Raw genomic sequence first — 26,351 nt, 5'->3', positions numbered from 1 at the left:
AATGTAACTCGCCTTTATGTAAAAGGAGGGGAAAATGTGGAGTATCTCAAATGGTCATCGGAGGACAGGATTGCAACGATTACGATTGCCCGTCCGCCAGCGAATGCACTTGCATCCGGTCTGTTAAAAGAGCTTTCCGCAGTACTGGACGAAATTGAGGGAAACGATGAAATCAGGGTGGTCCTGATTCATGGTGAAGGCCGTTTCTTCTCGGCAGGAGCAGACATTAAGGAATTCACCACAATCAAAACTGGCGAAGACTTTGCAAAGTTGGCTGAATATGGCCAGGACTTGTTCGAGAGAATGGAGCATTTTCCAAAGCCGATCATTGCCGCCATCCATGGTGCAGCACTTGGCGGAGGACTCGAGCTGGCGATGGCATGCCACTTCCGTCTGGTTGCGGAAAACGCGAAACTGGGCTTGCCAGAGCTGCAGCTTGGATTGATCCCGGGATTTGCAGGGAGCCAGCGTCTTCCACGCTATGTGGGAGTAGCCAGGGCAGCGGAGATGCTGTTTACAAGCGATCCAATCACGGGTGTGGAAGCAGTCCAGTACGGATTAGCCAACCATGCTTACCCTGAAGAGCAATTGCTTGAAAACGCATACAAGATGGCGGGCAAGATCGCAAAGAAAAGTCCGGTCTCCATCGGAGCGGCCATTAAGCTGCTCAACCATTCCAAGACAGAATCCTTCTATAAAGGTGTGAAGGAGGAAGCGAAGCTGTTCGGCGATGTTTTCCTGTCAGAAGATGGACAAGAAGGAATCAAGGCATTTCTTGAAAAAAGGAATCCTGAATTCAAGGGCAGATAAGCAAACTTTTAGCAATATTTTTTTGAAATAAATTTTTTTAATCTTTAGAACAGCTAAAATGTTTGAATACTTAGGAGGGGAACACATGAATATCTACGTTCTAATGAAAAGGACATTCGATACAGAAGAAAAAATCACGATCTCTAACGGCAAAATCAATGAAGATGGAGCTGAATTCATCATCAATCCTTACGATGAGTATGCCATTGAGGAAGCCATCCAGGTAAGGGACGCTCACGGCGGGGAAGTGACAGTTGTTTCAGTTGGCAACGAGGAAACAGAAAAGCAGCTGCGTACGGCACTTGCGATGGGTGCTGACAAAGCGGTGTTAATCAACATCGAGGACGATGTAGAAGACGGAGACCAGTTCACGACTGCAAAAATTCTTTCTGAGTACCTGAAGGACAAAGAAGCAGATTTGATCCTTGGCGGAAATGTTGCAATCGATGGCGGATCAGGCCAGGTGGGACCTCGTGTTGCCGAACAGCTTGGCATGCCATATGTAACGACCATCACGAAACTCGAAATCAACGGAACAACTGCGACGATTACAAGGGACGTAGAAGGGGACTCAGAAGTCATTGAGACAAGCCTCCCTGTTCTTGTCACTGCACAGCAAGGCCTGAATGAGCCGCGCTATCCATCTCTTCCAGGAATCATGAAAGCAAAGAAGAAGCCTCTTGATGAGCTTGAACTCGATGATTTGGATCTGGAAGAAGACGATGTAGAAGCAAAAACTAAGACAATTGAAATTTATCTTCCTCCTAAAAAAGAGGCAGGAAAAGTCCTTCAAGGCGAACTTGCCGATCAGGTAAAGGAACTTGTCAACCTGCTTCATACAGAAGCGAAAGTCGTTTAAAACACTCAAGGAAGAATAAATACGCAGGAGGTAAATCAAATGGCTAGAAAAGTATTGGTATTGGGAGAAGCGCGTGACGGACAACTAAGAAACGTATCCTTCGAAGCAATTGCAGCAGCTAAAACCGTTGCAGAAGGCGGAGAAGTGGTTGGAGTATTGATCGGTGATTCTGTTAGTTCATTAGGAAACGACCTTTATCAGTTTGGTGCTGACAGAGTGGTGGCAGTAGAAGATGCTAAGCTTGCCCAGTATACGCCGGATGGCTACTCACAAGCCTTGATTGCAGTAATCGATCAGGAAAACCCAGAAGGCCTGATTTTCGGTCATACATCCCTTGGAAAAGACCTTGCTCCTAAAATCGCAGGCAAACTGAATTCTGGTCTTATTTCGGATGCAGTTGCTGTAGAGGAAGCAGGAGGAAACCTTGTTTTCACACGCCCAATCTATTCAGGCAAAGCTTTTGAAAAGAAAATCGTTACAGATGGATTAATTTTTGCAACAATCCGTCCTAATAACATCGCTCCGCTTGAAAGGGATGGAGGCAAATCAGGCGAAGTTTCAACTGTAAGTGCCGAAATCAAAGATTTAAGAACCATCATTAAAGATGTTGTCCGCAAGGCTACTGAAGGTGTCGACCTTTCTGAAGCGAAGGTGGTTGTCGCTGGCGGGCGCGGAGTGAAGAGCGAGGAAGGTTTCGAGCCGCTCAAGGAACTGGCAAACGTTCTTGGAGGCGCTGTTGGAGCTTCCCGTGGAGCATGTGACGCTGACTATTGTGATTATTCATTGCAAATTGGCCAGACTGGTAAAGTTGTCACTCCGGACCTTTATATCGCTGCCGGAATCTCTGGCGCAATCCAGCACCTTGCCGGCATGTCCAACTCTAAAGTGATCGTGGCTATCAACAAAGATCCAGAAGCCAACATCTTTAAAGTTGCTGACTATGGAATCGTCGGAGATTTGTTTGAAGTCATTCCAATGCTGACGGAAGAGTTCAAGAAGCTTAAAGTAAACGCTTAATAATCAATAATGTTGATGCTCTAATAGATGAGCACAACAGTCGAAAAACGGACGTAAAACACGTCCGTTTTTTCATGGTTTTTATGGAATATTCGCGCTCGAAAAGGGTAAATTACAACGAGAGCAAATAAATAGCATCAATTGGTAAACGGTGATATACTGACGATAATATTCAGATTTCATTTAGGAGGCATTTAAATGGCTATTACACACGCTACTGACGCAAACTTTGAAAACGAAACAGGATCAGGCCTAGTGCTTGTTGACTTTTGGGCACCTTGGTGCGGACCTTGCAAAATGATCGCTCCAGTGCTTGAAGAACTAGATGCAGAAATGGGCGACAAAGTAAAAATCGTCAAGCTTGATGTTGATGACAACCAGGAAACAGCTGCTAAATACGGTATCATGAGCATCCCGACACTTCTAGTGCTTAAGGATGGTCAGACAGTGGATAAAGTTGTCGGCTTCCAGCCGAAAGAAGCTCTAGCTGGCCGCCTGCAACAGCATATCTAAGCAATCAAGAAATCCCGTCTTCTCCGGAAGGCGGGATTTTTATGTTTTTCTGATTGTTTTCTAACAAATCAGCAAAAATTATAAAGAAATACAATATGAGCAAAACTAAGTGTTCACCTGTTTGTCAAAGTTTTCTCATAAAGTCCGTTGACAGTGAAAATCATTCTCGATTATAATTACAATTGTTAATGAAAATCATTATCACTTAAAAACACGAATTTACATAGGGGGATATCTAAGATGAAGAAAAAGCACCTGAAAGCGGTTTTCGCAAGTTTCTTAATGGCAAGCACAGTACTGGCGGCTTGCGGAGGAAACGAGAGCGCGGAGAAGCCGGAAGAGAAAAAGCAAACTGAAACAGAAAATAAAACAGATAATAATGCTGAAGAAACAAAAGAAGTCAAAGTTGAAGATACAGATGCAGCCAAGCAAGCAAACGCATATGCAGAAATGACTGCTGAAATGGGGAAAGCCAAGGAAAACCAGGAAGTTGATTGGAACCTCGTAGAAGAGCGATATAATGCCGGTCTCCAGAAAGATGTAGCGGAACTGACACCTGAATTTGACCAGGCAATCCAGGCTGCCATCACTGCTGGAAAAGGCGGAGAAATGGAGCCGATCATCGCCGTCCAATTGATCGATAAGACAACGCAATCATATTTCTACCAAAATCAAAAGGCACTTCAAAAAGAAGCGGTTGCTGCTATGACAGAAGATAAAAAAGATGAAGCAAACGTAGCTTTCATGCAAATCAAGCACCTTGCAGAAAAAGTTTTCGTTCCAACAGCTGAGAAGCGTGATACTTATTATGAGTTAAGCGGTGATTCCAGCCTGGTTGAAAATATCAATGCTGGCCTTTCCGCACAGGAAGAAGCGCTAAACGCAGGAAACGCGGATGATTTCCAGGTCTTCCTTCAAGTAACGGATAAGTCAATCTACAGAAGCTATTACCTTGCAGCGAAATCCTATGCCGAGAAAATTGAAGCGGGAGCAAAAGAAGGCAAGGATTCGAAGGAATTATCCATTATGCAGGCAGAGGCATGGGGATTCTATCAAGCCATTAAGGGCTCACTTGGCGGTGGCGATGAAGCTGCTGCAGCCAAACTTGACGAATTGTTCACATTAAATACAACGGACCCTGCAACGATCAAAGCGTCCGAAACCAATGCATTGTTCGCGAAAGCCATTGCTGGAAAAATCAGTGGTTACTATGAAAAAGCTCCCCAGCTATTAACTGAAGGCAATGAAGTGGAAGCGAAAGTAGGCGCAATGGAAGGAAACATGTTCTTGAAAATGCTGCAGGGACAGCTGACAGAAGCATTAGGGGAAGAAAAAACGAATGCTGTCTTCGCTGATGCTGAAGCGTGGTTTACCGCAATTTCCGATAACAAACCTGAAGAAGCGGAAGCCAAGGGTGAAGCTGTAATGTCTGCAGTGAACGAGTTGGCAAAATAAAAACAATAGAGCCGCAGCGATGCGGCTCTATTTTCGCTTTTAACATGAAATACTATGTTAAAATGGCTAGAGAAAGAAAGAGGTGGCATGAGTGAGGATTTTGATCACAGGAGGAGCAGGGTTTATCGGAAGTCATTTGGCCGTGAAGATGCTGAAGGAACAGCATGAACTGGCCATCCTCGATAATCTGCATCCGTACTACTCTGTGGAGAGGAAAAAACAGCACCTGGAAGTCATAAAGCTCGCAGGGGATTTTGAATTCTATCAATCCGATCTCCTTGATCGTGAGGAAACCATTAGAATCATCGAAAAGTTCTCTCCTGAAGCCATTGTCCACCTTGCTGCATTGCCAGGAGTGGCATATTCGATACTGCGTCCGCTTGAATACATCGATTATGATGTAAAGGCAACCGTCAATGTCCTTGAGGGAGCCGGGAAGGCAGGCGTCAGGCAGGTGGTTTTCGCTTCGTCTTCGTCGGTTTACGGGATGCAGAATCAAGAGATTCCTTTTAAAGAGGACATGGCGACAGGAAAGCCGATTTCACCATATGCCGCATCAAAATATGCCGCCGAATCGTTTTGCCATGTATACGGGCATCTATATGGGCTGGACATGAAAATATTGAGATTTTTTACGGTGTATGGCCCTTGGGGAAGACCTGATATGGCAATCGTCAACTTCATCAAAAAACTAAAGCAAGGTGAGGAGATCACTGTTTTTGGACAGGGAGGATCTCGGGACTATACATATGTAAGCGATATTGTGGCGGGAATTGAACGGGCTATTGAAAAGCTGCAGCACAGTGCCATCCTCAATATTGGATCAGGCAGGCCTATCTCGATGGAACAGCTGCTGGCCGAGCTGAAGCTCTACTATCCAGACATGGTGATTAGACGAGACGGGGAGCGTGCCGGTGATGTCGACAGGACATGGGCCGACATATCGGCAGCAAGGGAATTGCTTGGCTATGAACCAAAGATGGATTTTAGCAAAGGAATCGCAGAAACAGTAGCCTGGGCAGAGCAATATGAAAAATTCCTTTAAGAAGATAATCTCCATCCTGCTGATCACTGCTTTTTTTGTCATGACAGCTTATTACCTTGATGTAGGCAGCATGATGGATGAAATAAGAAGCCTTGCGTCAAATTCAGTTGCACTGTTCCTTATATTGATCAGCTATTTTTCGGCCTTTCTGGCGAGGGGAATAGCCTGGCAGATCTATCTGAAAGGAAAAGCAACTCTTAAGACGTGTATGTATGGATTGTTTTACAGTCTGTTGCTGAATCATCTGCTGCCGGTAAAAGCCGGGGATTTTGCGAGGGTTGGCATCCTGAAAGCAAGGGAACCTCATATCACTGTACATGAAGCCTTTAATTCAGTCGTTGTCCTGCGGCTGCTTGACACGGCGATATTATTTGGAATGGCGATGGCCGGCTTGGCATTCCTTGAGCTTCCTGTCAATGGGATGCTTTTTGTGTGGCTGATGGCTGCTGGTGCTGGATTGTCTGTGGTAGTTTATTTTAAATTCCGGGTGTTTTTTAACAAGCATATCATCATCATGAAAAGCGCTATTTCCGGGTGGAAAGGAATGGCCATCCTTGCTTTGACTTTGGCCAGCTGGATCATGGAAGCGGCTGTCATATATGGTGTGGTGATGAATGGCGGCAGCAGTTTTGGATTTATACAGGCCATCTGGGTGAACAGCATTACAGTGGCTGGTCAGATTTTTCAGATCACTCCTGGCGGGATTGCCAGCTATGAAGCGGTGATGGTCTTTGCGCTGGGAGCAGCAGGAATTGCTGGGGAAAAAGCCTATACCGCAGCGGTCATTACCCATGGATTGAAATATGTGTTTTCGTTTATTGTCGGGGGAATCGCACTGGCTGCCTACCCTGTACCGATACATTTACTGAAAAAATGGACTAAAGAAAGGGGCAACGAATCATGAAGAGTGCATCAAAGTTTGAAAAATTCGCGGCCCGAAGCTGGAATTTACTGAATGAAGGCAAGCCTTTTACGCAGATTTTCACGGTTGGCACGATGGTGTTATTCCATCTTGGGGATTTAGGAAGTGCGGATAGGGCAGGTGGCCTGCTGCTGTCGCTGCTGGCTGTCCTTCCTTTGTTTGTCATGTATTTTATATATGATTTTCCGCTTTTTTTGAGAAACTATTTATGGCTTCCGTTTATTGTTTTTATTGTTATTTGGCCTGATCTTACTATTCCCCTCCTGTTTTTTGCAGCTGGACTTTATTTTTTCTTTACGGTGTTTTTCTGGGGGACCTTGTATTATCACTTGAGGATTGGCACATCCTGGCTTAACTTTACAAGGTTTTGGAAGCTGGTATTGAAAAACAGTGATTCTACAAGCGGAAACGCTCAGGAGCAACTGCCGAAGGTGCTTCTGCTGCTCTCTGTATGGGAACTGGCATATGGATCTTTAAATGCCGGAAGTGGTTTGCCTCTTGCAGACCTGGCGTTGTTCTATGTATTTGTTTTCGTTCTGACCTTTATTTTGCACCGCTACCTGTTTGACTGGAAGCCGAAGGCGTATGAGACATATACAAAGGACGAAGGACCATCAGTGCCTGAAAACGGACTTTCAGAAAAAGTGATTGTCATCGTCATTGATGGGATGCGCAAGGAGCGTTTTTACGAGGCCCATACACCCTTCCTTGACCAGCTGAAAGAAAACGGAACTGAGTATCTCAATATGGAGACTTTGTATCCGGCAAGGACGGTCGTTTGTTTCAGCTCGATGTTCACTGGTACCTATCCATTTGAGCATGGAATCAAATCCAATATGGTCTGGAAGCTTGGTGTCAAAACAGAGACCATTTTTGACTCACTGCGCAAGGTTGGCAAAAGAGGAAGGCTTCTTGGCATCGCGCACCTTGTAGATGCAATGGGCAGTGATGTAGAGACGGTGACAGCTGTCATGCACAAGGACAAGGCTGACACCAATATGCTGGCGCGTGCACGAAAAATAATGGCAGAGCAGGATCCAGACCTTTTTGTGGTCCAAATGATCGGGACTGATCAGGTAGGACATAGCCGAGGAGTCCTCTACGATGATTATATTGAGAAAATTGAAGAAGCAGATGCTCTGATCAAGGAATTCGTTCAGTGGCTGGAAGCGGAAGGCAAAATGGAGAATACCACACTAGTAATCTGCGCGGACCATGGACAGGCTGATGGGATTGGCGGGCATGGGCATTTGGATGAAGGTGAAAGATTTGTTCCGTTTTTCATGAACGGTCCTCATATCGCCAAAGGTAATAAGGTACAGGAAAGACACAGTCTTGTCTCGCTCGCGCCAACGATTTCATTCTTGCTTGGGGCGCCATATCCGGAAAACAGCAGAGGCAAAGTGCTGATGGACGCAATAAATGTTGAGAAGGAAGAGGAATGATTTGAAAAAAGTAATCGTTTTTTTACCAGCTTTTAATGAAGAAGAATCGATCGGAGAAGTCATTGAGCAGATCCCCCGCAGCTTTGCGGGGGCAGGCATTGTCGAGGTACTGGTCATCGATGATGGATCTGCGGATCAAACGGTCGCTGAAGCCAGAAAGGCTGGCGCAGACCATATCATCAGTTTTGAGAAAAACCGCGGACTAGGTGCTGCTGTAAGAAAAGGGATTGAAGTATGCTATGAAATGGGTGCAGACGTCGGGGTAATGATCGATGCTGACGGCGAATATCCAGCATGGCAAATTCCCGATATCGTCCAACCTATTTTCAACAGTAAGGCAGATTATACAATGGGATCGCGATTTATGGGCACGATAAAAGGGATGAAATTTCACCGAAGAATGGGGAACTATTTTTTCACCTTCCTGCAAACCTTGCTTTTGAGGAAATGGCTTTATGACGGGCAGTCCGGAATGAGGGCTTTTTCAAGACAGGTTCTTAAGAATGCCGAAATCATCCATGATTACAATTACGCCCAGGTTCTGACACTGAACCTTGTCAGAAAAGGCTTCAGGGTACTTGAGGTACCGATTCAATATCGTGTGAGAACGACGGGTACTTCTTTCATTTCCTTTCGAAGGTATATGACAAACGTCGTCCCGGCCGTCTTCCGGGAAATGTCAAGACCGGTTACAAAGGTAGTAAAGGCAGAGAATTCCCAACTTAAGAGCAGTAAAAATAGTGACAAAAAAGTGACGATTATCAAATATGATTGACTTTCATAATGATAATCATTATCATTATCATTGTAGGAGGGAAACAACGAATGAAAAAAGCCATATTTTTTTGTTTTTCACTGATACTGATTCTCATTAACGGTATGCCACAGACTGCAAGTGCCTATTCATACGGAGATCCGAATGAAGAAAAGGTTGCTGAAGTCTATAAAGAAATGCAGGTGAAGTTGAATGAGAACCCTCCGAACTTCTCGGCGGCAAAGTCCCTGTTTGAAACGGTGAAAGAAGAAGTCGATATGCACATGGGAACCGAGCCAGGGCAGGTCATTATGGAAAGCCTAAATGACGAGGATAAAGAAGCAACCATTGAAAATATGGAAAAGCTGCTTGTCCTGAATGTCGCAAGAAGGCTTGAAAGCATTGAAAAAAGCTTTGAGCAATATGACACTTCCAAGAAGCTGCTGGCGAAAGGATATGCTACATATCAAGCGTTATCGCCAAAGGTTGAAGCAAACAATCCAGAAGTAAATAAAGAAGTTAAAGCAGACTTTGACGCGGCACTTGAAGCATTGGGAAATCCCGGGCTCTTTGGAGTAGGGAAGAAACCCTCCGACATAGAAGTTTTTAAAGAAAAGAAAGAAGAAATCCTGAATGCATTGCAAGATGAGTTCCATCTTCCAAGCCTGGAAGTCGGACATTTTACAGATACAGAAGAAGAAGAAGGTCCTGGCAAGAAGGACTGGACAGACCGTTCGAATATCCGTAATTGGATTCCTTTGATCCTGATAGTTACGGTCATCGGAGCGATTGTTGCTATTGGTATTAAGAGAAGAAAATCATAGAAATAGAGGACACCTTGGAGAGGGGAGAATCAGCAAATGGAAGTTCAAGCGTTATTGATTACTTTTCGTGAAGTATTGGAAGCGTTATTAATCATCGGGATCATCACCACATATCTGAAGAGGATGGATCACTCCAAATATACCAAGTATGTATGGCTTGGAGCGGGTCTCGCAGTCCTGGCAAGTATCGGGGTAGCGATCCTGTTCCAGGTTGTGTTCACCGGCTTCGCGGCAATGGGCAGCGAGATATACTTGAAAATCGGGATTATGGTTGTATCGACGGTTCTCCTGACACAGATGGTCTTCTGGATGGCAAGCCACAGCAAGGACCTGAAAGGCAATATGGAAGGGAAAATGAAAAAATTCATTTCAACCGGAAATATCGTCGGTATGGTCATTCACTCATTCCTTGTTGTCCTTCGTGAGGGGATTGAAACGGTATTCTTCTTCGCAGCGATCACAGGCGGAAATATCGGTGCCGCGATGCAAGGCTGGGGAGCGATTACCGGAACATTGATTGCCATTGTTGTCTCCTACATGTTCTTTAAAGGAACGATGAAGGTCAAGCTTAAGACATTCTTCCAAATTACGGGAGCATTCATTATCCTGATCTCTGCCGGGTTGCTCGTACAGGCAATCTCAATGATGCAGGACGTAAACATAATCGGAAGCGTCATGTACCATGTCTATGATATTACATGGCTATTGCCGGAACATCCAATTGATTACGCACACTATCTGCGCGACACAGGTGTTGCACCACTCATTTCGGGTGATGTCGGTATCTTCCTGAAGGCGCTGTTCGGATATTCTTCCATGCCTTCTATTGAAGAAGTCATCGCATATTTTGGCTACTTTGCAGCAATCTTCCTGTTGACTTCGTCTCGCAGCCCTAAGAAAGCAAAGGCTGCAGATAAGAAGACTGCAGAAAACAAGCAAGTCAATGTATTGGAGCCACAAGTAAAATAATTTTTCTCCTCTCTCCTAAAAAGTACAGGGATCTTCCTTGTACTTTTTTCATAGTTTTGAACAGATTTTTAAATGGTTGGCTGGTGATGAACATTGATGATTACCGATAAAATGAAAAGAGCGCTGCTGTTGGGTCTAAGTTCACTTGCTGTCCTGGCAGTTTTGGCGATACAGCTGGCAAATCTTAATCCCTATGCGGCTTCGTGGGATCAGGTTGACTTCTCACTGGCCTTGGAACGCTTTGATTTAAGGGCAATGCAGCCTCATTTCCCCGGCTATCCCTACTTTATCTTAGGGGGAATGCTGATAAAGCCGCTGGTGGATACTCCTCAGCAAGCATTGGTGTTATTTAATGTGTTAGTATATTCCAGCACGCTTCTCCCTGTGTATTTCCTTGCCAGAAGAATGCTTTCCGAGACAAATGCTTTTCTGGTTGCGGCTGCCATTTACACAGCCAGCTATCCTTTATTAGTCGTGAACCAGCCGATGTCGGAAGGCGCTGCACTTGCCGCTTTCTGGTGGTATTTCTGGAGCATCCTTGCTGCTGAATCCCGGCCAGCTGGAAGGTGGACGCTGCTCCCGCTGTTTTTATTCAGCGTCCTGCTGGGAATCAGGCTGAGCTACATACCAATGGGGATAGGACTGGTTTACCTGTTATACAGGAAATGGGCCAAGCGGGAAATAGATTTGCTGGGTATTCTCAAATATGTCGTGATCGCCGGGCTGTTTCAGCTAATATGGGTCGGAGGGCTCGTGCTGTCAGAGGGAGGCCTGGGGAATTTCCTCGAACTGGCCTTGGGCTTTACTGGCGGCCATTTTCAGGAATGGGGCGGCAGTTCGGTTTCAAATGAGTTATCTTTCTTTTCCAGAATCAAGCTATTTTTGTTTACCAACATTTTTTGGTGGGGAATCTTTTCACGAACAACTGTTTTGATGGTAATATATATAGTTATCGGCATCTTGATTTTTTTGCCGGCAAAAAACAGCAAAATCAGTAAAAATAACGTCTTGTTTACAGGGTCTTTCCTTCTGGGCGCATACGGACTATGGGCACTGTTTGCCCAGAATATCGAAAAACCGAGGCATATCCTGCCGGTGGCGCTGATGCTGACATTCCTTGGACTAATGGTGTTTTTAAAAAAACGGGCCCAGTTTTCAGCTGGCACTCTCGTTATCGCTCTCATCATTGCCCAGGCAATTTTTTCAACACATCTTGTAAAAGAACAGGCGGCCGAAGAGCCTGCTGTTTATCAGCTTGCAAGCTTTCTTAAGGTGCAGCCGCAGGATTTTGTTTTATATACATGGGAAGAGACAAGGGTGCTGCAGTATCTGGAGATGCCTTTCCCGCATAAACGAGTCTATACCTACGACGTCTTCCTGCTTGACCAGAGCATGTATAATGGTAAGACGATTTTTATGACAGACAGTGTTGCCGAAGGCTTCCGTTCGCAGGGCATGGAGCTCTATGGAAATCTGGAGAAGATTGAAACCTTTAAGTCAAATGAATTGATGGATCCAGTCTATCACGAGATTATTTTATATAAATGGACACCGTAACAGGAGGTGAACGGCATGAATGACCAGATCAGGAATAAGCTTGCACTGCTCCCTGCGCAGCCGGGATGTTATTTAATGAAGGACAGGCAGGGGACCATCATATATGTGGGAAAAGCGAAGGTGCTGAAAAACAGGGTGCGTTCGTATTTCACCGGTTCCCACGATGGCAAGACGCTTCGGCTTGTGAATGAAATCGTGGATTTCGAATATATCGTCACCTCTTCTGACATGGAGGCGCTGGTCCTTGAAATCAACCTGATCAAGAAGTATGACCCGAAATACAATGTCATGCTCAAGGATGATAAAAGCTATCCCTTCATCAAGCTGACCGCCGAACGGCATCCAAAGCTCATCATCACAAGGAAGGTAAAGAAGGACAGCGGTAAATATTTCGGTCCGTATCCTAATGTCCAGGCGGCCAATGAAACGAAAAAGCTATTGGACAGGATTTACCCGCTCAGGAAATGCTCAACGCTTCCTGACCGCGTATGTCTTTATTACCATATGGGCCAGTGCCTTGCTCCTTGTATCAAGGATGTGAGCAAGGAAGAGTACAAGCGAATCACGGATGAAATCACACGATTCCTCAATGGAGGCTTCAAGGATATCAAGGTTGATCTGACAGCTAAAATGGCTGCTGCTGCCGAAGAACTCGATTTTGAACGCGCGAAGGAATTTCGAGATAAGATTGCCCATATTGAAGCGACAATGGAAAAGCAAAAGATGACATCGACCGATTTTACAGACCGGGATGTGTTTGGCTATGCAGTCGATAAGGGCTGGATGTGTGTCCAGGTCTTTTTCATCCGCCAGGGAAAACTGATCGAGCGTGAGGTTTCAATGTTCCCGATTCATAATGAGCCGGAAGAAGATATCCTCACCTTCCTCGGCCAATTTTATTCAAAAAATGAGCATTTCAAGCCGAAGGAAGTACTGGTTCCAGAGGGTGTCGATCTCGAAATGGCAGAGGGGCTGCTAGGAGTGAAAGTGCTCAAACCGCAGCGGGGCCAGAAGAAGGATCTCGTCCGCCTGGCATCAAAGAACGCAGGAATCGCCCTGAAAGAGAAGTTTTCATTGATTGAAAGAGACGAGGAGCGGACAATCAAGGCAGTCGAAAATCTCGGCCAGCAAATGGGGATTTACACGCCTCACCGGATTGAATCGTTTGATAACTCCAACATCCAGGGAACCGATCCGGTTTCCGCGATGGTCGTGTTCATCGACGGAAAGCCTGAAAAGAGGGAATACCGCAAATACAAAATTAAATCGGTCAAAGGTCCTGATGATTATGAATCGATGAGGGAAGTGGTGAGGCGCAGGTATACACGCGCGCTGAGGGAAAGTCTTCCGCTGCCTGATTTGATTATCATCGATGGCGGCAAAGGCCATATCGAATCGGCCCGTGATGTGCTGGAAAACGAGCTGGGTCTTGATATACCGATTGCCGGCCTGGCGAAGGATGATAAGCACCGCACATCCCAGCTATTGTACGGGAATCCTTTGCAGGTCATCGATCTGCCTCGCAACAGCAAGGAATTTTACCTGCTGCAACGAATCCAGGATGAGGTGCACCGGTTCGCGATTACCTTCCATCGCCAGCTTAGGGGCAAAAGCGCCTTCCAATCGATGCTGGATGAGATTCCGGGCATTGGCGAGAAGCGCAAAAAAGCTCTGCTGAAGCATTTTGGTTCGGTGAAAAAGATGAAGGAAGCATCTGTGGAAGAGTTGACTGCGGCAGGGGTTCCGGCTAATGTGGCCATGGAGCTCTATGAGAAATTGCAGAATTAATGCTAGCATTGTATTTTTTAGTGTGCTATAATGATGAAAATTTCATATTGTTATCACTTTATAGCAATAAAGTGAAGATAGAGGTGCGAGCTTCAATAGTAAAGGCCTGGAGAATAGTAGGATTCAGCGATGGGCTTTGAAAGGGGATGTTCGCCGAAGTGGGGAAATGCCTAACCATTTTCACGCTGGTCCACCGTTGAATAAACGCTGGATTGTCAAGATTGCCATCTTGGAGTGCTATCTCATGTTGCAGCGTATATACACGTTTATCAAGCAATGGGAGACACTCTCATTGCTTTTTTCTGTTTTGGGGGCTTTTTAAAGTGTTATGTTAGAGGCAGCTGTTTCTTGAATGCTTGTTGATTGTAGTGGAAGGCGCGAAGACTCCGGCGGGATCAGCTGGACAGGTGAGACCCCACAGGAGCGAATAGCGACGAGGAGGCTCACCGTCAGCCCCGAGGAAGAATTGCTTATGAAAATGACGGCATAGGTATTTTTCATATTCTTCCCGCGGAAAGCGAAGCGCCTGGAACGAAAATCAACATCTTATTCTTTTAGTGCCTATAAAATAATTAACCCCTGGGGAAAGATACATATGCGGCGAAGCCATGAAACTCTGATTAAGGCAAAATACAGATGGAAAAGGAAGGGGAAACCAATGGGATTGATTGTACAGAAATTCGGTGGAACATCAGTTGGCAGTGTGGACAGAATCAGGAATGCCGCCAGCAGGACAGCAGAAGAACTGCAAAATGGTAATCAAGTCGTCGTCGTCGTTTCAGCAATGGGAAAGACGACTGACCATCTAGTGGACATGGCAAATGACATTTCCAGCACACCTTCAAAACGGGAGATGGATATGCTTTTAACGACAGGCGAGCAAATTACGATCGCCTTATATTCGATGGCATTGCAGCAAAATGGCATTGATGCTGTTTCTTATACAGGCTGGCAGGCAGGCATCAAAACTGAGGCAGTCCATAGCAATGCAAGAATCATAGACATTGATACGGAACGAATCAAGAATGACCTCAGCAGCGACAGAGTTGTCATTGTTGCCGGTTTCCAGGGAGTTACCGACGAAGGTGAAATCACTACCCTTGGCAGAGGCGGATCCGATACGACTGCAGTAGCCCTTGCAGCAGCCCTGAAGGCAGATAAGTGCGATATTTATACAGACGTCACGGGCGTATTCACGACAGATCCAAGGTATGTTAAAAGCGCGCGTAAATTATTGAGCGTTTCTTATGATGAAATGCTGGAGCTGGCAAATCTGGGTGCAGGTGTCCTCCATCCACGTGCGGTGGAATTCGCCAAGAACTATGGCCTTCCAATTGAAGTACGCTCAAGCATGGAAAAAGAAAGAGGCACGATCATCAAGGAGGAGAATGAAATGGAACAGAACCTGATTGTACGCGGAGTAGCTTTTGAAGACCAAATCACGAGAGTATCAGTCCTGGGAGTAAGCACCTCCCTAAAAGGGCTTTCAACTATATTCACTACATTGGCCCAGAACCACATCAATGTCGACATCATCGTCCAGAGCCGTACAGAAGCGAATACAGCCAATATTTCATTCTCGATCAAAAGCCATGATCTTACGGAAACATTGGATGTATTGGAGCGCAACAAGGAGCAGCTCAACTACAAGGCGGTCGAATCTGAAACTGGCCTTGCCAAAGTATCCATTGTGGGATCAGGGATGGTATCAAATCCGGGTGTCGCGGCGAAAATGTTTGAGGTTCTGGAAGGACACGGGATTCAGGTGAAAATGGTCAGCACTTCTGAGATTAAAGTATCCACGGTCGTGGAGGAAAGACAAATGGTGAGCGCAGTAGAATCATTGCATGAAGCATTTGAGTTGTATTCAGAAACTGTTAAAACGAAGTAATATAGCAGGAGAAAGCATTCCGGAAGTGCTGGAATGCTTTTTCCTGCATCACCTTTTCAAAAAAAATAAACCCAGGAATTATCCTGGATTTATTTGGAAGTTATTCGCTAACGGCGTCGTTTTTATCCCATTTAATCGTGAATTGGATTCGGGCTGAACGTTTGTTGGGGTGTTCGAAGGCTTCCGCTGCTACTTTTTTTTGCCCCTCGACCTGCTGGGCAATGAACCCGGCTTCAAGCTGGAATGTGGTGTTTGGGTTGTCTTTCAATCGGGAGGAAATCAAGTCGCTGGTAAGTTCAAGAACCATTTCTCGTCTGGATTCTTCTTTTACGCTTAGAAGCCCCCAGCCGGCGTCGTGGAAAAAACGGATCGTTTCTTCAATGCTATCCAATGGGAATTTGCGGGCGATGCGCTTTCCGGCCCAATAAAGGATTTCCGGCGTGTCTTTGCCGAGCAGTTCCGGCACAAGTATTTCTCGGATCAATTCATATCCGAAAGCAGGAACAGCAGGCGGCCCGCTTTCGGTCTTCAGCTCTGATGTTGTTAGTTCACTCATGTTTTCCCCTCTTTCTATGATTCTATTATAAACAATTTGTCTAAAAAACAACCTGTGTTCAAAGATTTTCCTTGTTGTTAAATTTTAGATTGCCAATCCTAATTCTATTAATTTTTTCCATGTTTATACCATACCCGAAACTTTCCTATATAAAAAAGATTCAGGCAAAAAATTTTTGAGAATGGGTTCATTAAGGCAATACTATTATTTTAATATACTCTAAAGTCGCTGAAAATAATTAGAAAGTGGGATTTTTCCAATATCAATATATTTTAAAAATTTTATTTATATAAGCATTTTTATGTATCCGTTTTCTTGACGCTCTATAATGATGGGAGTAAAATGAACATGTCACATAATTGTAAGAATTGCTATGTTTCGATGTTGGGTTGGATCGATCTGTTAGGTTAATAGGGATAGAAAGAGACACCTGTACATCACGGCCAAATTTCAAGGGGGGTATACATATGGCGGGTAAACAAGAGTTTTATTGGCGGAGGCTGCATTCGTTACTGGGTGTCATCCCAGTAGGTCTTTTCCTCGTGCAGCACTTGGTAATCAACCATTTTGCTACAGGGGGAGAGGAATCATTCAACAATGCTGCTCATTTTATGGAACAGCTGCCTTTTAGGTATTTTCTAGAAATCTTCATTATCTTCTTACCATTATTATTCCATGCAATCTACGGTCTTTATATTGCTTTCACGGCTAAAAACAATATAGGGCAATATGGCTATTTCAGGAACTGGATGTTCATGCTTCAGCGTGTATCTGGTGTGATTACGTTGATTTTCGTAGCATGGCATGTTTGGGAAACTCGTATTGCTGCGGCATTTGGTGCAGAAGTTAACTTCCAGATGATGGAGACGATCCTTTCTTCTCCATTCATGCTATGGTTCTATCTAATCGGTGTCGTTTCAACCACTTTCCACTTTGCGAACGGTTTATGGTCATTCTTCGTAAGCTGGGGAATCACTGTAACACCTCGTTCACAGGTGATTTCTACTTACATCACGATTGGTGTATTCATCGCGCTGACAATCGTTGGAGTCCGTGCGATCCTGGCATTCGTATAATTTTTCATGAGGCCTTGTGCTGATTGAAATGAAAATAGTAATTCTTTGATCGGATATGAAAGACAGACTTGGATTTAAGGGAGTGAGTCACGATGAGTAAAGGTAAGGTTATCGTAGTCGGCGGCGGTTTGGCTGGCTTAATGGCTACAATCAAAGTAGCAGAAACAGGAACTCCTGTTGAGCTGTTTTCTCTTGTGCCGGTAAAACGTTCCCACTCTGTTTGTGCACAGGGCGGAATCAACGGTGCAGTAAATACGAAAGGTGAAGGTGACTCTCCATGGGAGCACTTCGATGATACAGTATACGGCGGTGACTTCCTTGCAAACCAGCCGCCAGTTAAGGCCATGGCTGAAGCTGCACCTGGGATCATCCATCTTCTTGACCGTATGGGCGTCATGTTCAACCGTACGCCAGAAGGCTTGCTGGACTTCCGCCGTTTCGGAGGTACACAGCACCATCGTACAGCATTCGCTGGGGCTACGACCGGCCAGCAGCTTTTATACGCTTTGGATGAGCAGGTGCGCCGTCATGAAGTGGCTGGATTGGTCACGAAGTATGAAGGCTGGGAATTCCTGGGGATAATCAAGGACGAAGAAGGTGTGTGCCGCGGAATCGTAGCACAGAACCTGACTTCAATGGAAATCAAATCTTTCGCTGCTGATGCTGTCATCATGGCAACAGGCGGCCCTGGAATCATCTTTGGTAAAACGACGAACTCTGTCATCAACACTGGTTCTGCGGCAGCGATCGTTTACCAGCAGGGTGCATATTATTCAAACGGTGAATTCATCCAGATCCACCCGACTGCCATTCCTGGGGATGACAAACTCCGCCTGATGAGTGAGTCTGCACGTGGTGAAGGTGGACGAGTATGGACGTATAAGGATGGCAAGCCATGGTACTTCCTCGAAGAGAAGTATCCAGCATACGGAAACCTTGTTCCTCGTGACATCGCGACACGTGAAATCTTTGATGTGTGCGTTAGCCAGAAGCTTGGCATCAACGGTGAGAACATGGTTTACCTCGACCTTTCACACAAGGATCCTAAAGAGCTTGATATCAAGCTTGGCGGAATCATTGAAATTTATGAGAAGTTCATGGGCGATGACCCAAGAAAAGTTCCGATGAAAATCTTCCCTGCGGTTCACTATTCAATGGGCGGACTGTGGGTTGACTATGATCAAATGACAAACATTCCAGGCCTGTTTGCTGCAGGTGAGGTTGATTATTCACAGCACGGTGCAAACCGTCTTGGAGCAAACTCATTGTTGTCAGCAATCTATGGCGGAATGGTAGCAGGTCCGAATGCGATCCGTTACATCAACGGACTTGAAAAGAGTTCTGATGCTGTTTCTTCAGCACTTTTCGATGATGCTGTCCAGATGGAGCAGGAGAAGTGGAACAATATCATGTCACTTGATGGCACAGAAAATGCCTATGTTCTTCACAAAGAGCTAGGTGAATGGATGACGGACAATGTAACCGTTGTTCGCTACAATGACAGACTTCTGAAGACGGATGAGAAGATCGTCGAATTGATGGAGCGCTACAAGAACATCAATATCAACGATACTGCAAAGTGGAGCAATCAGGGTGCGGTGTTCACACGCCAGCTTCAAAATATGCTTCAGCTTGCACGCGTTATCACGATTGGTGCATATAACCGTAATGAAAGCCGCGGGGCTCACTATAAACCAGAATTCCCTGATCGTAACGACGAGGACTTCTTGAAAACGACTATGGCGAAGTTTGTTGATGCAAATACTGCGCCAGCTTTCCACTATGAAGAAGTGGATACTTCATTAATCCAACCGCGTAAGCGTGATTATTCTAAGAAGAAGGGGGAGTAATAAGGCATGTCAGAGAAGAAAACTGTCCGTTTTATCATTAGCCGCCAGGATACTCCTGATTCAGCCCCTTATCAGGAAGAATTTGTCCTTGATTACCGTCCTAACATGAACGTCATTTCTGCGTTGATGGAAATCCGCCGTAATCCAGTGAATGCCAAAGGGGAAGAGACTACCCCGATTGCCTGGGATATGAACTGCCTTGAAGAGGTTTGTGGTGCGTGCTCAATGGTCATCAATGGCCGTCCGCGCCAGTCCTGCTCTGCACTGGTTGACCAGCTGGAACAGCCAATCAGGCTTGAGCCGATGAGAACGTTCCCGGTTGTGCGTGACCTTCAGGTTGACCGCAGCCGCATGTTCGACTCCTTGAAGCGAGTAAAAGCATGGATTCCAATCGATGGAACATACGACCTTGGACCAGGGCCTCGTATGCCGGAGAAAAAGCGTCAGTGGGCATATGAGCTTTCAAAGTGTATGACTTGCGGTGTCTGCCTTGAGGCTTGTCCGAACGTAAACGACAAGTCAGACTTCATTGGACCACAGTCACTTTCACAGGTGCGCTTGTTCAACGCTCACCCAACAGGTGCTTTGAACAAAGGAGAGCGACTTGAAACAATCATGGAAGACGGAGGACTTGCAAACTGTGGTAACTCACAAAACTGCGTACAATCCTGCCCTAAAGGAATTCCATTGACGACTTCAATTGCTGCCCTGAACCGTGATACAACGTTCCAGTCATTCAAAAACTTTTTCGGAAGCGATCAAGTTTAATCAAACAGCCTCCTTTTCCTTTGGAAGAGGAGGCTTTCTTATGCTTAAGATAAAATTAGTTCTATTTTCCAGTCACCATCTCCTGTTATACTTGAAGCAGGGCGCTGCTTCAAAAGAAAGCAGGGGAGCTTCGACTAAATACCACTGGAGCGGATTATGAAGTTAACAAAGCTAATAGCCATCGTTATTGTCATGAGCGGCATCATCATTCTTGGGATTGGATTATGGCAGCTATGGGATATTAAAAAGCAGGAACAGATATCGTTGCAGGCTGCCAAGGAATTGGTCCAGGAAGGCAAACCAAAACTCAATAAAGGACAATTCAAGCCAAATACAGGCGAAGCAGCAGGATTGCTGGTCATTCCTAAGATCAAGGCAGAATTGGCGATTGTCGAAGGTACAGATCCGGATGACCTTGAAAAGGGAGTTGGCCACTATAAAGGCTCCTACTATCCAGAGGAGAATGGCCAAATTGTCCTCTCTGGCCATCGCGATACCGTTTTCCGCAAGGCTGGCGAACTGGAAATTGGCGATGTACTCACAATGAAAATGCCTTATGGCGAATATACATATGAGATCGTCGGAACGAAAATCGTCAGTGCCGATGATACCAGCATCATCACACTGCAAAATACAGAAGAAGAACTCGTTTTAACCACCTGCTACCCATTCAGTTATGTGGGGGATGCCCCTGACAGGTACATTATGTACGCAAAAAGAGTTTCTGATCAGGAGTAGAACCGTTTTCGATCAACACCAGCCAGGACCAAAAGTCCTGGCTTTTGTTATTGATCCAGTAAGATAGTTTCGGAGTATGAATCATCAATTTGATACATAAGATTCATTTTTTTGATTTTTACAAAAAACTTACAGTCGCTTCATGAAATCGCTTGATTATCCGTGTTATATTGCATCTGTCGGAAGGTTTCACAATCCGACAAAAGATATTCAGAGGAGGAATGCATGGTGGGAAAAATCAAGCGTAAAACATTTTCCTTGCTGACAGCTGTTATTTTTTCAATGAGCTATGTTTTTTCATTTATTGGACAAGCATCTGCTGAAGAAACCCTTACAGTCCAGCAGGCGATCGAGAATAACAGTGGAACAGGAACAGTCGAAGGATACATAGTGGGACATACAACAGGCACAAATAATTATGATTTTGAAGCACCATTTGGAAATGACTTTAACTTCGCACTGGCAGACAAGCCGGATGAAACAGATCCAGCAAAAATCCTGCCGGTACAATTGCCTTCCTCATTTAGAGGTACATTTGGTTTGCAAACCAATCCAGATATTGTTGGGGAAAAGGTTAGGGTAACGGGTTCGCTTGGAGCATACTTTACGGTTCCAGGCCTTAGATCACCTACATCCATCCAATTTTCTGATGGCAGCGGCGGAGATCCGGGAGAGCCCGAACCACCAGCAGTCACGGGATTAAGAATCCATGATATCCAGGGAGAAGGTCATGTTTCTCCGTATAAAGACCAGCAAGTAGCTGGAGTGAAAGGCATTGTAACAAAAATTGAAGGAAGCAGTTCGTTCTTTATTCAGGACCCTGAGGAAGATGGAAACCCGAATACTTCAGAAGCCATTTACGTCTATAAAAAAGACCACGGTCTCGCAGTAGGTGACCAGGTGGAAGTGGCCGGGCTGGTTAAAGAATGGGTACTGGATGGCTATAGCGAAAAGCTCCAGACAGATCTCGCCATGACGGAAATCAACGCAACAAGTATCAAGAAGCTGGCTTCAGGCCTTGAACTTCCAGCACCTGTCGTGATCGGAAAAGACCGTATTGCACCCGTCCAGGTTATTGATAATGACCAGTTTGGCGAGTTTGATCCCGCTGAGGATGGCATCGATTTTTACGAAAGCCTGGAAGGCATGCGTATAGGCGTTGACAGCCCTCAAGTGATTGGACCGCAGAAGTATGGAGAGGTACCGGTCATCGACTCAAAAGTTGAAGGAAAGGTTTACAGCCCGCAAGGCGGCATTCTCTTGACAAAAGAGAGCGCAAATCCGGAGCGGATGTTCCTGCTCATTAACCGTGATTTCGTGGCAAAAGCGGGAGACAGGTTCGATGGCCTGGTAACAGGTGTTGTGAGCTACAGTTTTTCAAATTTTAAAATTCTCGTAGATCAGGAAACTCTTCCGGAACTTATTGAGGGTGAACTGGCAGAGGATCAGACCTCTTTGGTAATAAACGATGATAAGCTGACGGTCGCTACTTATAATATCGAGAATTTCTCTGCTGCAACCGACGCCGCTAAAACTTCGAGGATTGCAGAATCAATCATCAATAATTTAAAAACTCCGGATATCATTGGCCTTGTCGAGGTGCAGGATAATGACGGACAGAAGGACAGCGGTTCCTCAGACGCTTCTCAAAGCTATGAAGCTCTGATTAGTGAAATTGCTAAACAAGGCGGCCCGACATACAGCTGGACAGATATAGCTCCGGTTTATAATCAGGATGGCGGAGCCCCAGGCGGCAATATCCGTGTTGGCTATTTGTACAATCCTGACCGCGTCCAGCTGAAGGATGCACCGAAAGGGACAGCAACAGACTCGGTTGCCTATGAAAATGGCGATCTGACGTTAAATCCCGGACGAATCGATCCGCAGAATCCTATTTTTGAAGATACCAGAAAAGCCTTGGCTGCAGAGTTTGAATTTAATGGCGAGGACATTATTGTCATCGCAAACCACTTCAATTCAAAGGGTGGGGATGACCCGTTATTTGGAAAAATCCAGCCTCCAGTGCTTGATAGTGAAGCAAAGAGAGTGGAAATTGCAAAGGTATTGAACCAATTTGTTGCCGGCATCCATGCGCAGGATCCAGATGCGAATGTGGTTGTCCTTGGCGACCTGAATGATTTCGAATTCTCCAGACCAATCGAGGAATTGAAAAACGGTCAATTGACCAACATGATCGAAATGCTTCCGCTTGAAGAGCGGTTCACTTATAACTATCAGGGAAATTCACAGGTATTGGACCACATCCTCGTCTCTAACCACCTTGCAGATAGAACAGAAGCTGATATTGTGAATATTAATTCTCTTTATATGGAAGAGCATGGACGAGCAAGTGACCATGATCCGGTGATCGTCCAGCTTGATTTGAATCCGCAGTCACAAGAGAAAAAATGTAAAGGCAATGATAAAGAAAAGCAGGATAACGGAAAACATTTGGGCCATGACAAAAAAGGAAAGGCATGCGGATATAAAAAGGCAGGCTGAATAGTGAAAGAAGGATTGGGAAATCCCAGTCCTTCTTTTTTATTTTCAAATTAACAAAAAATCCTTATAATAGAGAAAAGAATGAATGTTCATTCAGTTCTGGGAGGGTACATCATGAAAAATATTGGATACATTGATGAAATTGTTAGCTGGGAAAAAGAATTTGAATTTTTTTACAGTGTGAAGGTACGTTTTTCTGAAACGGATATGTTTGGGCATTTAAATAATACCGTTCCGTTTACATATTTTGAACAGGCGAGGATCGAGTATTTCAAAGCCCAGGGTTTCATGCAGGATTGGGTCAAACCACAGAATGAAACGATTCCTGTGGTCGCAGACCTGCAGTGCGATTATTTAAGCCAGGTTTATTTTGATGAGGATCTGAAAATATACGTGAAGGCCAATTCAATCGGCAATTCCTCGGTCGATCTGCACTATATGGGCAAAAAAGCAGATGGTTCCATTTGCCTGGCCGGCAGGGGCACGATCGTGCAAATTTCTAAGAAAACAGGCAAGGGAGTTCCATGGACAGAGGACATGAGGGACTTGTTTGCTAAAAGCAAAAAATCAGTGGTTCAGTGAGATTGGAAATAATTTAAAAAAATCCACCATGAAGTCCTTTAATTATTGTCACTTCAAATCTTTCCTTCACATATGATATGTTGACTAAATTTATACCCACCCCGCAGTTCACAGCTGGCGAAGGCAAGGAGGGTTACAATACTTGAAGGAAAATGAATATACTCACAAGCCATTACTCACTAAACGCGAAAGAGAAGTTTTCGAACTGTTAGTACAAGACAAAACAACAAAAGAAATCGCTAGTGAATTATTTATCAGCGAAAAAACAGTTCGGAACCATATTTCAAATGTAATTAGGTTTGAGTGCATAACTGAATAAATGTTGTTAAATCAACATTTAAAAAAGCGGGGACAAGCTGTCTCCCGCTTTTTTTTAAATGATTTTCTATAAATGCCAAGCCTCTCTCAGAAAAACACCATTTAAAATATTTTTATAAGGAGTTTCCCTTAAAGTTAATTGTTTTTGTTTAAATTCACTACGGAAATGATTTTTAAACTCTGATGGGTCCTCTAAAGCATTACGGAGTATATGAAATTGAGTTTGGAAAATTGGATGCTCATTGTTTTTTTGAGGTCTGCAAGCAACCTGTTTATATTGCCGCTGAAAAAGGCGAAAAATAATTCCATTTCTTCTTTATCCAAATCATGTGAACCACAGACTGACCAGCCCAATTCTAAAGTATTATAATTGCTTGCCAAATGTTGCTTTTCTCTTGCTAAATTTGATATTTTTTGCAGTTCACTAGTGTCTAATAAAATTTTTTCAAATAATTTATCAGGGATTTTTTCTGTGCAAAACGAGAAAGTTGCAATCTTTTGGAGGATTTCGTTTCGCATTGCTTTTTTGTAAATTGCCTTTGGGTTAAAAAAATCAGTCTTCTTTTCAAATATATATTTAAAACGTGCAATTGATGTCAAACTGGCGAGGTGTGTGATTAAGTAATATTCTTTTGCTTCCAGACTCCTATCGCTCTGAGGTGGAATTTCTCTCCTTCTCAGCTTTAATATATGAGAGTGAAGTTCTTTTCGATCAAGACTGACCCCATTAACAATTAGTGGGACATTATATTTCCGTATTGAATCATTTAACTCTTCTTTAGAATCGGCAGGTGTTAGATTAATATCGGCATTGATTTTATATGATAATTCGGTAGCCGCTTCGTGGAGAGCTGAGTCAATCCATCTTTGAAAGGAAAGATTTCCTAAGAATTCTGGATATCTGATAATTACTTTTTTAATATTATCAGCTTGGCACATTAAATCGAAATCAGAAATTTTTTGATGATGACCAGTGACTCTAGATCCATAAAGAACAATATCTTTTATATGGTAATCGTTCATTACTTTCTGAATCAGTTGCATTTGGTCTAATAACTCTTCTATATCATCGGTTCTCATTAAACTCACACCCGCCTTAATTTTTAGGAAAAGTTTATTAACATTATATAACACCTCACAAACATTAGTAGTTTAATAACAAAAAAATTGAACCTTAAAAAAAACGGTCGTTTTATTGCAAAAATTCAAGAATATTATAACTGATTGGAAATGAGAAGTTTTTAATAAAAAAACTTATAAAAAAAACATTTTAAAAAAACTGTTTTAAATAAAGGTTTTTTTTAATCTTTTCAAGATATTGAAATGAAAGGAGGGAGCCAATTGAATAAAAAGGAAAAAACACTAAAGAGAATCGAACCTAATCATAAATGGGGCTACGCGCGTGTTTCGAAGGAAGATATGGATTTAACTATGCAGATTGATTTTTTGATTGAAGCTGGGGTAAAAAAGGAAGATATTTTCACGGACGTTATCAGTTCAAGAAAAGACACACGACCAGGATTAGAAGAATTAATGAAAGTTCTTCGTGCAGGAAACCAGGTTTTAGTTTATAAATTAGACCGAATCGGAAGAAGCATGAAAGAGTTAATCGATATCATGAATATGTTCAAAGAACTAGGAGTCCAATTCACTTCATTAAATGATAAAGGAATGGATACGACAACGCCTGATGGAAAATTAATTTTTCATATTATGGCAGCCTTTGCGGAATTTGAAAGGGACATCATTTCACAACGAACAAAGTCATCTTTAAAATCAGCCCGTGCCCGTGGACGTGTAGGAGGAAGACCCAAAAAAGATGAAGAAGCATTGAAAGAAGCGATTACTTTATACAAGTCACAGGAATATTCCTTATCACAAATCAAAACGAGGACAGGGGTAAGTCATACAACATTGTACTATTACATGAAGAAAATGGGAATAGGAAAGAATTGATCTTTAGGATTTACATGGTATTGAAACTGGTAAATGGTAAAATCATTCGGATATCAGTTAAAAAGAAAAATAGGACGCTGATTTTGCCGATAACAAAGAAATAGCATGGAAAGAAGTAAAAAAAAGACACAGTGAGCTTGGAACTCAACGTGCCTG

At 44.1% G+C, this 26,351-nt stretch carries 24 protein-coding genes and 1 riboswitch; of the genes, 22 read left to right on the top strand and 2 right to left on the bottom strand.

Translation table 11 applies throughout. The features are described from left to right. The first annotated feature begins 36 nt into the window (after positions 1 to 36). The 14 genes from EJA10_RS07685 (at position 37) to EJA10_RS07620 (ending at position 15,849) form a co-directional block, all read left to right on the top strand. The gene (locus EJA10_RS07685) at positions 37 to 810 is read left to right on the top strand and encodes an enoyl-CoA hydratase (protein WP_125479437.1); all 774 of its coding nucleotides are present in this window, start codon (positions 37 to 39) and stop codon (positions 808 to 810) included. 85 nt (positions 811 to 895) lie between these two features. Continuing rightward, positions 896 to 1,669, top strand: a complete 774-nt coding sequence (locus EJA10_RS07680) for an electron transfer flavoprotein subunit beta/FixA family protein (RefSeq protein WP_125479436.1) — start codon at positions 896 to 898, stop codon at positions 1,667 to 1,669. Between the two features lie 39 nt (positions 1,670 to 1,708). Beyond that, positions 1,709 to 2,686 (top strand): electron transfer flavoprotein subunit alpha/FixB family protein, encoded by a 978-nt coding sequence (locus tag EJA10_RS07675; protein ID WP_125479435.1) that lies wholly within the window; start codon positions 1,709 to 1,711, stop codon positions 2,684 to 2,686. A gap of 198 nt (positions 2,687 to 2,884) precedes the next feature. Beyond that, entirely contained in the window at positions 2,885 to 3,199 is a 315-nt protein-coding gene (gene trxA, locus EJA10_RS07670; protein WP_125479434.1) for a thioredoxin, read from the top strand. Positions 3,200 to 3,439: 240 nt separating this feature from the next. After that, complete coding sequence (locus tag EJA10_RS07665) at positions 3,440 to 4,654, top strand: hypothetical protein (protein ID WP_125479433.1); 1,215 nt, start codon at positions 3,440 to 3,442, stop codon at positions 4,652 to 4,654. Between the two features lie 91 nt (positions 4,655 to 4,745). After that, positions 4,746 to 5,699 (top strand): NAD-dependent epimerase/dehydratase family protein, encoded by a 954-nt coding sequence (locus tag EJA10_RS07660; RefSeq protein WP_125479432.1) that lies wholly within the window; start codon positions 4,746 to 4,748, stop codon positions 5,697 to 5,699. Further along, positions 5,683 to 6,603 (top strand): lysylphosphatidylglycerol synthase transmembrane domain-containing protein, encoded by a 921-nt coding sequence (locus EJA10_RS07655; protein WP_125479431.1) that lies wholly within the window; start codon positions 5,683 to 5,685, stop codon positions 6,601 to 6,603. The genes EJA10_RS07660 and EJA10_RS07655 overlap by 17 nt, the downstream gene beginning before the upstream one ends. After that, complete coding sequence (locus EJA10_RS07650) at positions 6,600 to 8,066, top strand: alkaline phosphatase family protein (protein WP_125479430.1); 1,467 nt, start codon at positions 6,600 to 6,602, stop codon at positions 8,064 to 8,066. Before EJA10_RS07655 ends, EJA10_RS07650 begins: the two co-directional genes overlap by 4 nt. A gap of 1 nt (position 8,067) precedes the next feature. After that, entirely contained in the window at positions 8,068 to 8,841 is a 774-nt protein-coding gene (locus EJA10_RS07645; protein WP_246017719.1) for a glycosyltransferase family 2 protein, read from the top strand. A 50-nt stretch (positions 8,842 to 8,891) separates the two neighbouring features. Then, positions 8,892 to 9,644 (top strand): hypothetical protein, encoded by a 753-nt coding sequence (locus EJA10_RS07640; RefSeq protein ID WP_125479428.1) that lies wholly within the window; start codon positions 8,892 to 8,894, stop codon positions 9,642 to 9,644. Positions 9,645 to 9,680: 36 nt separating this feature from the next. After that, the gene (locus EJA10_RS07635) at positions 9,681 to 10,613 is read left to right on the top strand and encodes an FTR1 family iron permease (protein ID WP_125479427.1); all 933 of its coding nucleotides are present in this window, start codon (positions 9,681 to 9,683) and stop codon (positions 10,611 to 10,613) included. Positions 10,614 to 10,709: 96 nt separating this feature from the next. Further along, positions 10,710 to 12,170: a glycosyltransferase family protein gene (locus EJA10_RS07630; protein WP_125479426.1), complete on the top strand. Its 1,461-nt coding sequence runs from the start codon at positions 10,710 to 10,712 to the stop codon at positions 12,168 to 12,170. 15 nt (positions 12,171 to 12,185) lie between these two features. After that, complete coding sequence (gene uvrC / locus EJA10_RS07625; RefSeq protein WP_125479425.1) at positions 12,186 to 13,958, top strand: excinuclease ABC subunit UvrC; 1,773 nt, start codon at positions 12,186 to 12,188, stop codon at positions 13,956 to 13,958. 70 nt (positions 13,959 to 14,028) lie between these two features. Beyond that, positions 14,029 to 14,206, top strand: a riboswitch (Lysine riboswitch). 410 nt (positions 14,207 to 14,616) lie between these two features. Next, positions 14,617 to 15,849 (top strand): aspartate kinase, encoded by a 1,233-nt coding sequence (locus EJA10_RS07620; protein ID WP_125479424.1) that lies wholly within the window; start codon positions 14,617 to 14,619, stop codon positions 15,847 to 15,849. A gap of 100 nt (positions 15,850 to 15,949) precedes the next feature. Here EJA10_RS07620 and EJA10_RS07615 read toward each other — a convergent pair whose 3' ends face one another. Next, on the bottom strand, positions 15,950 to 16,405 hold the full coding sequence (locus EJA10_RS07615; RefSeq protein WP_125479423.1) for a YslB family protein: 456 nt from the start codon (positions 16,403 to 16,405) through the stop codon (positions 15,950 to 15,952). Between the two features lie 467 nt (positions 16,406 to 16,872). On the opposite strand from EJA10_RS07615, the gene EJA10_RS07610 reads away from it, so the two are divergent. The 7 genes from EJA10_RS07610 to EJA10_RS07580 all read left to right on the top strand — a co-directional run bounded on the left by EJA10_RS07610 (position 16,873) and on the right by EJA10_RS07580 (position 24,240). After that, on the top strand, positions 16,873 to 17,481 hold the full coding sequence (locus EJA10_RS07610) for a succinate dehydrogenase cytochrome b558 subunit (protein ID WP_125479422.1): 609 nt from the start codon (positions 16,873 to 16,875) through the stop codon (positions 17,479 to 17,481). A 92-nt stretch (positions 17,482 to 17,573) separates the two neighbouring features. Continuing rightward, entirely contained in the window at positions 17,574 to 19,331 is a 1,758-nt protein-coding gene (gene sdhA / locus EJA10_RS07605; RefSeq protein ID WP_125479421.1) for a succinate dehydrogenase flavoprotein subunit, read from the top strand. A 6-nt stretch (positions 19,332 to 19,337) separates the two neighbouring features. Continuing rightward, positions 19,338 to 20,099 (top strand): succinate dehydrogenase iron-sulfur subunit, encoded by a 762-nt coding sequence (gene sdhB, locus EJA10_RS07600; RefSeq protein WP_125479420.1) that lies wholly within the window; start codon positions 19,338 to 19,340, stop codon positions 20,097 to 20,099. 156 nt (positions 20,100 to 20,255) lie between these two features. After that, positions 20,256 to 20,837 (top strand): class D sortase, encoded by a 582-nt coding sequence (locus EJA10_RS07595; protein ID WP_125479419.1) that lies wholly within the window; start codon positions 20,256 to 20,258, stop codon positions 20,835 to 20,837. 225 nt (positions 20,838 to 21,062) lie between these two features. Then, positions 21,063 to 23,339 carry a DUF6359 domain-containing protein gene (locus EJA10_RS07590; protein ID WP_125479418.1) on the top strand — a complete coding sequence of 759 codons (2,277 nt, stop codon included), beginning with the start codon at positions 21,063 to 21,065 and terminating at the stop codon, positions 23,337 to 23,339. Between the two features lie 114 nt (positions 23,340 to 23,453). Beyond that, positions 23,454 to 23,921: an acyl-CoA thioesterase gene (locus tag EJA10_RS07585; protein ID WP_125479417.1), complete on the top strand. Its 468-nt coding sequence runs from the start codon at positions 23,454 to 23,456 to the stop codon at positions 23,919 to 23,921. A gap of 142 nt (positions 23,922 to 24,063) precedes the next feature. Then, positions 24,064 to 24,240 carry a helix-turn-helix domain-containing protein gene (locus EJA10_RS07580; RefSeq protein ID WP_125479416.1) on the top strand — a complete coding sequence of 59 codons (177 nt, stop codon included), beginning with the start codon at positions 24,064 to 24,066 and terminating at the stop codon, positions 24,238 to 24,240. A 191-nt stretch (positions 24,241 to 24,431) separates the two neighbouring features. Here EJA10_RS07580 and EJA10_RS07575 read toward each other — a convergent pair whose 3' ends face one another. Continuing rightward, positions 24,432 to 25,319, bottom strand: coding sequence for a hypothetical protein (locus EJA10_RS07575; RefSeq protein ID WP_125479415.1), 888 nt, complete (start codon positions 25,317 to 25,319; stop codon positions 24,432 to 24,434). 261 nt (positions 25,320 to 25,580) lie between these two features. Here EJA10_RS07575 and EJA10_RS07570 point away from each other — a divergent pair, with 261 nt between their 5' ends. After that, entirely contained in the window at positions 25,581 to 26,195 is a 615-nt protein-coding gene (locus EJA10_RS07570; RefSeq protein ID WP_281274480.1) for a recombinase family protein, read from the top strand. The last annotated feature ends 156 nt before the right edge of the window (positions 26,196 to 26,351 follow it).

This window comes from Mesobacillus subterraneus (assembly GCF_003937825.1).
GTDB classification, from domain to species: domain Bacteria; phylum Bacillota; class Bacilli; order Bacillales; family Cytobacillaceae; genus Mesobacillus; species Mesobacillus subterraneus.
This window is presented reverse-complemented; position numbering and strand designations above follow the sequence as displayed.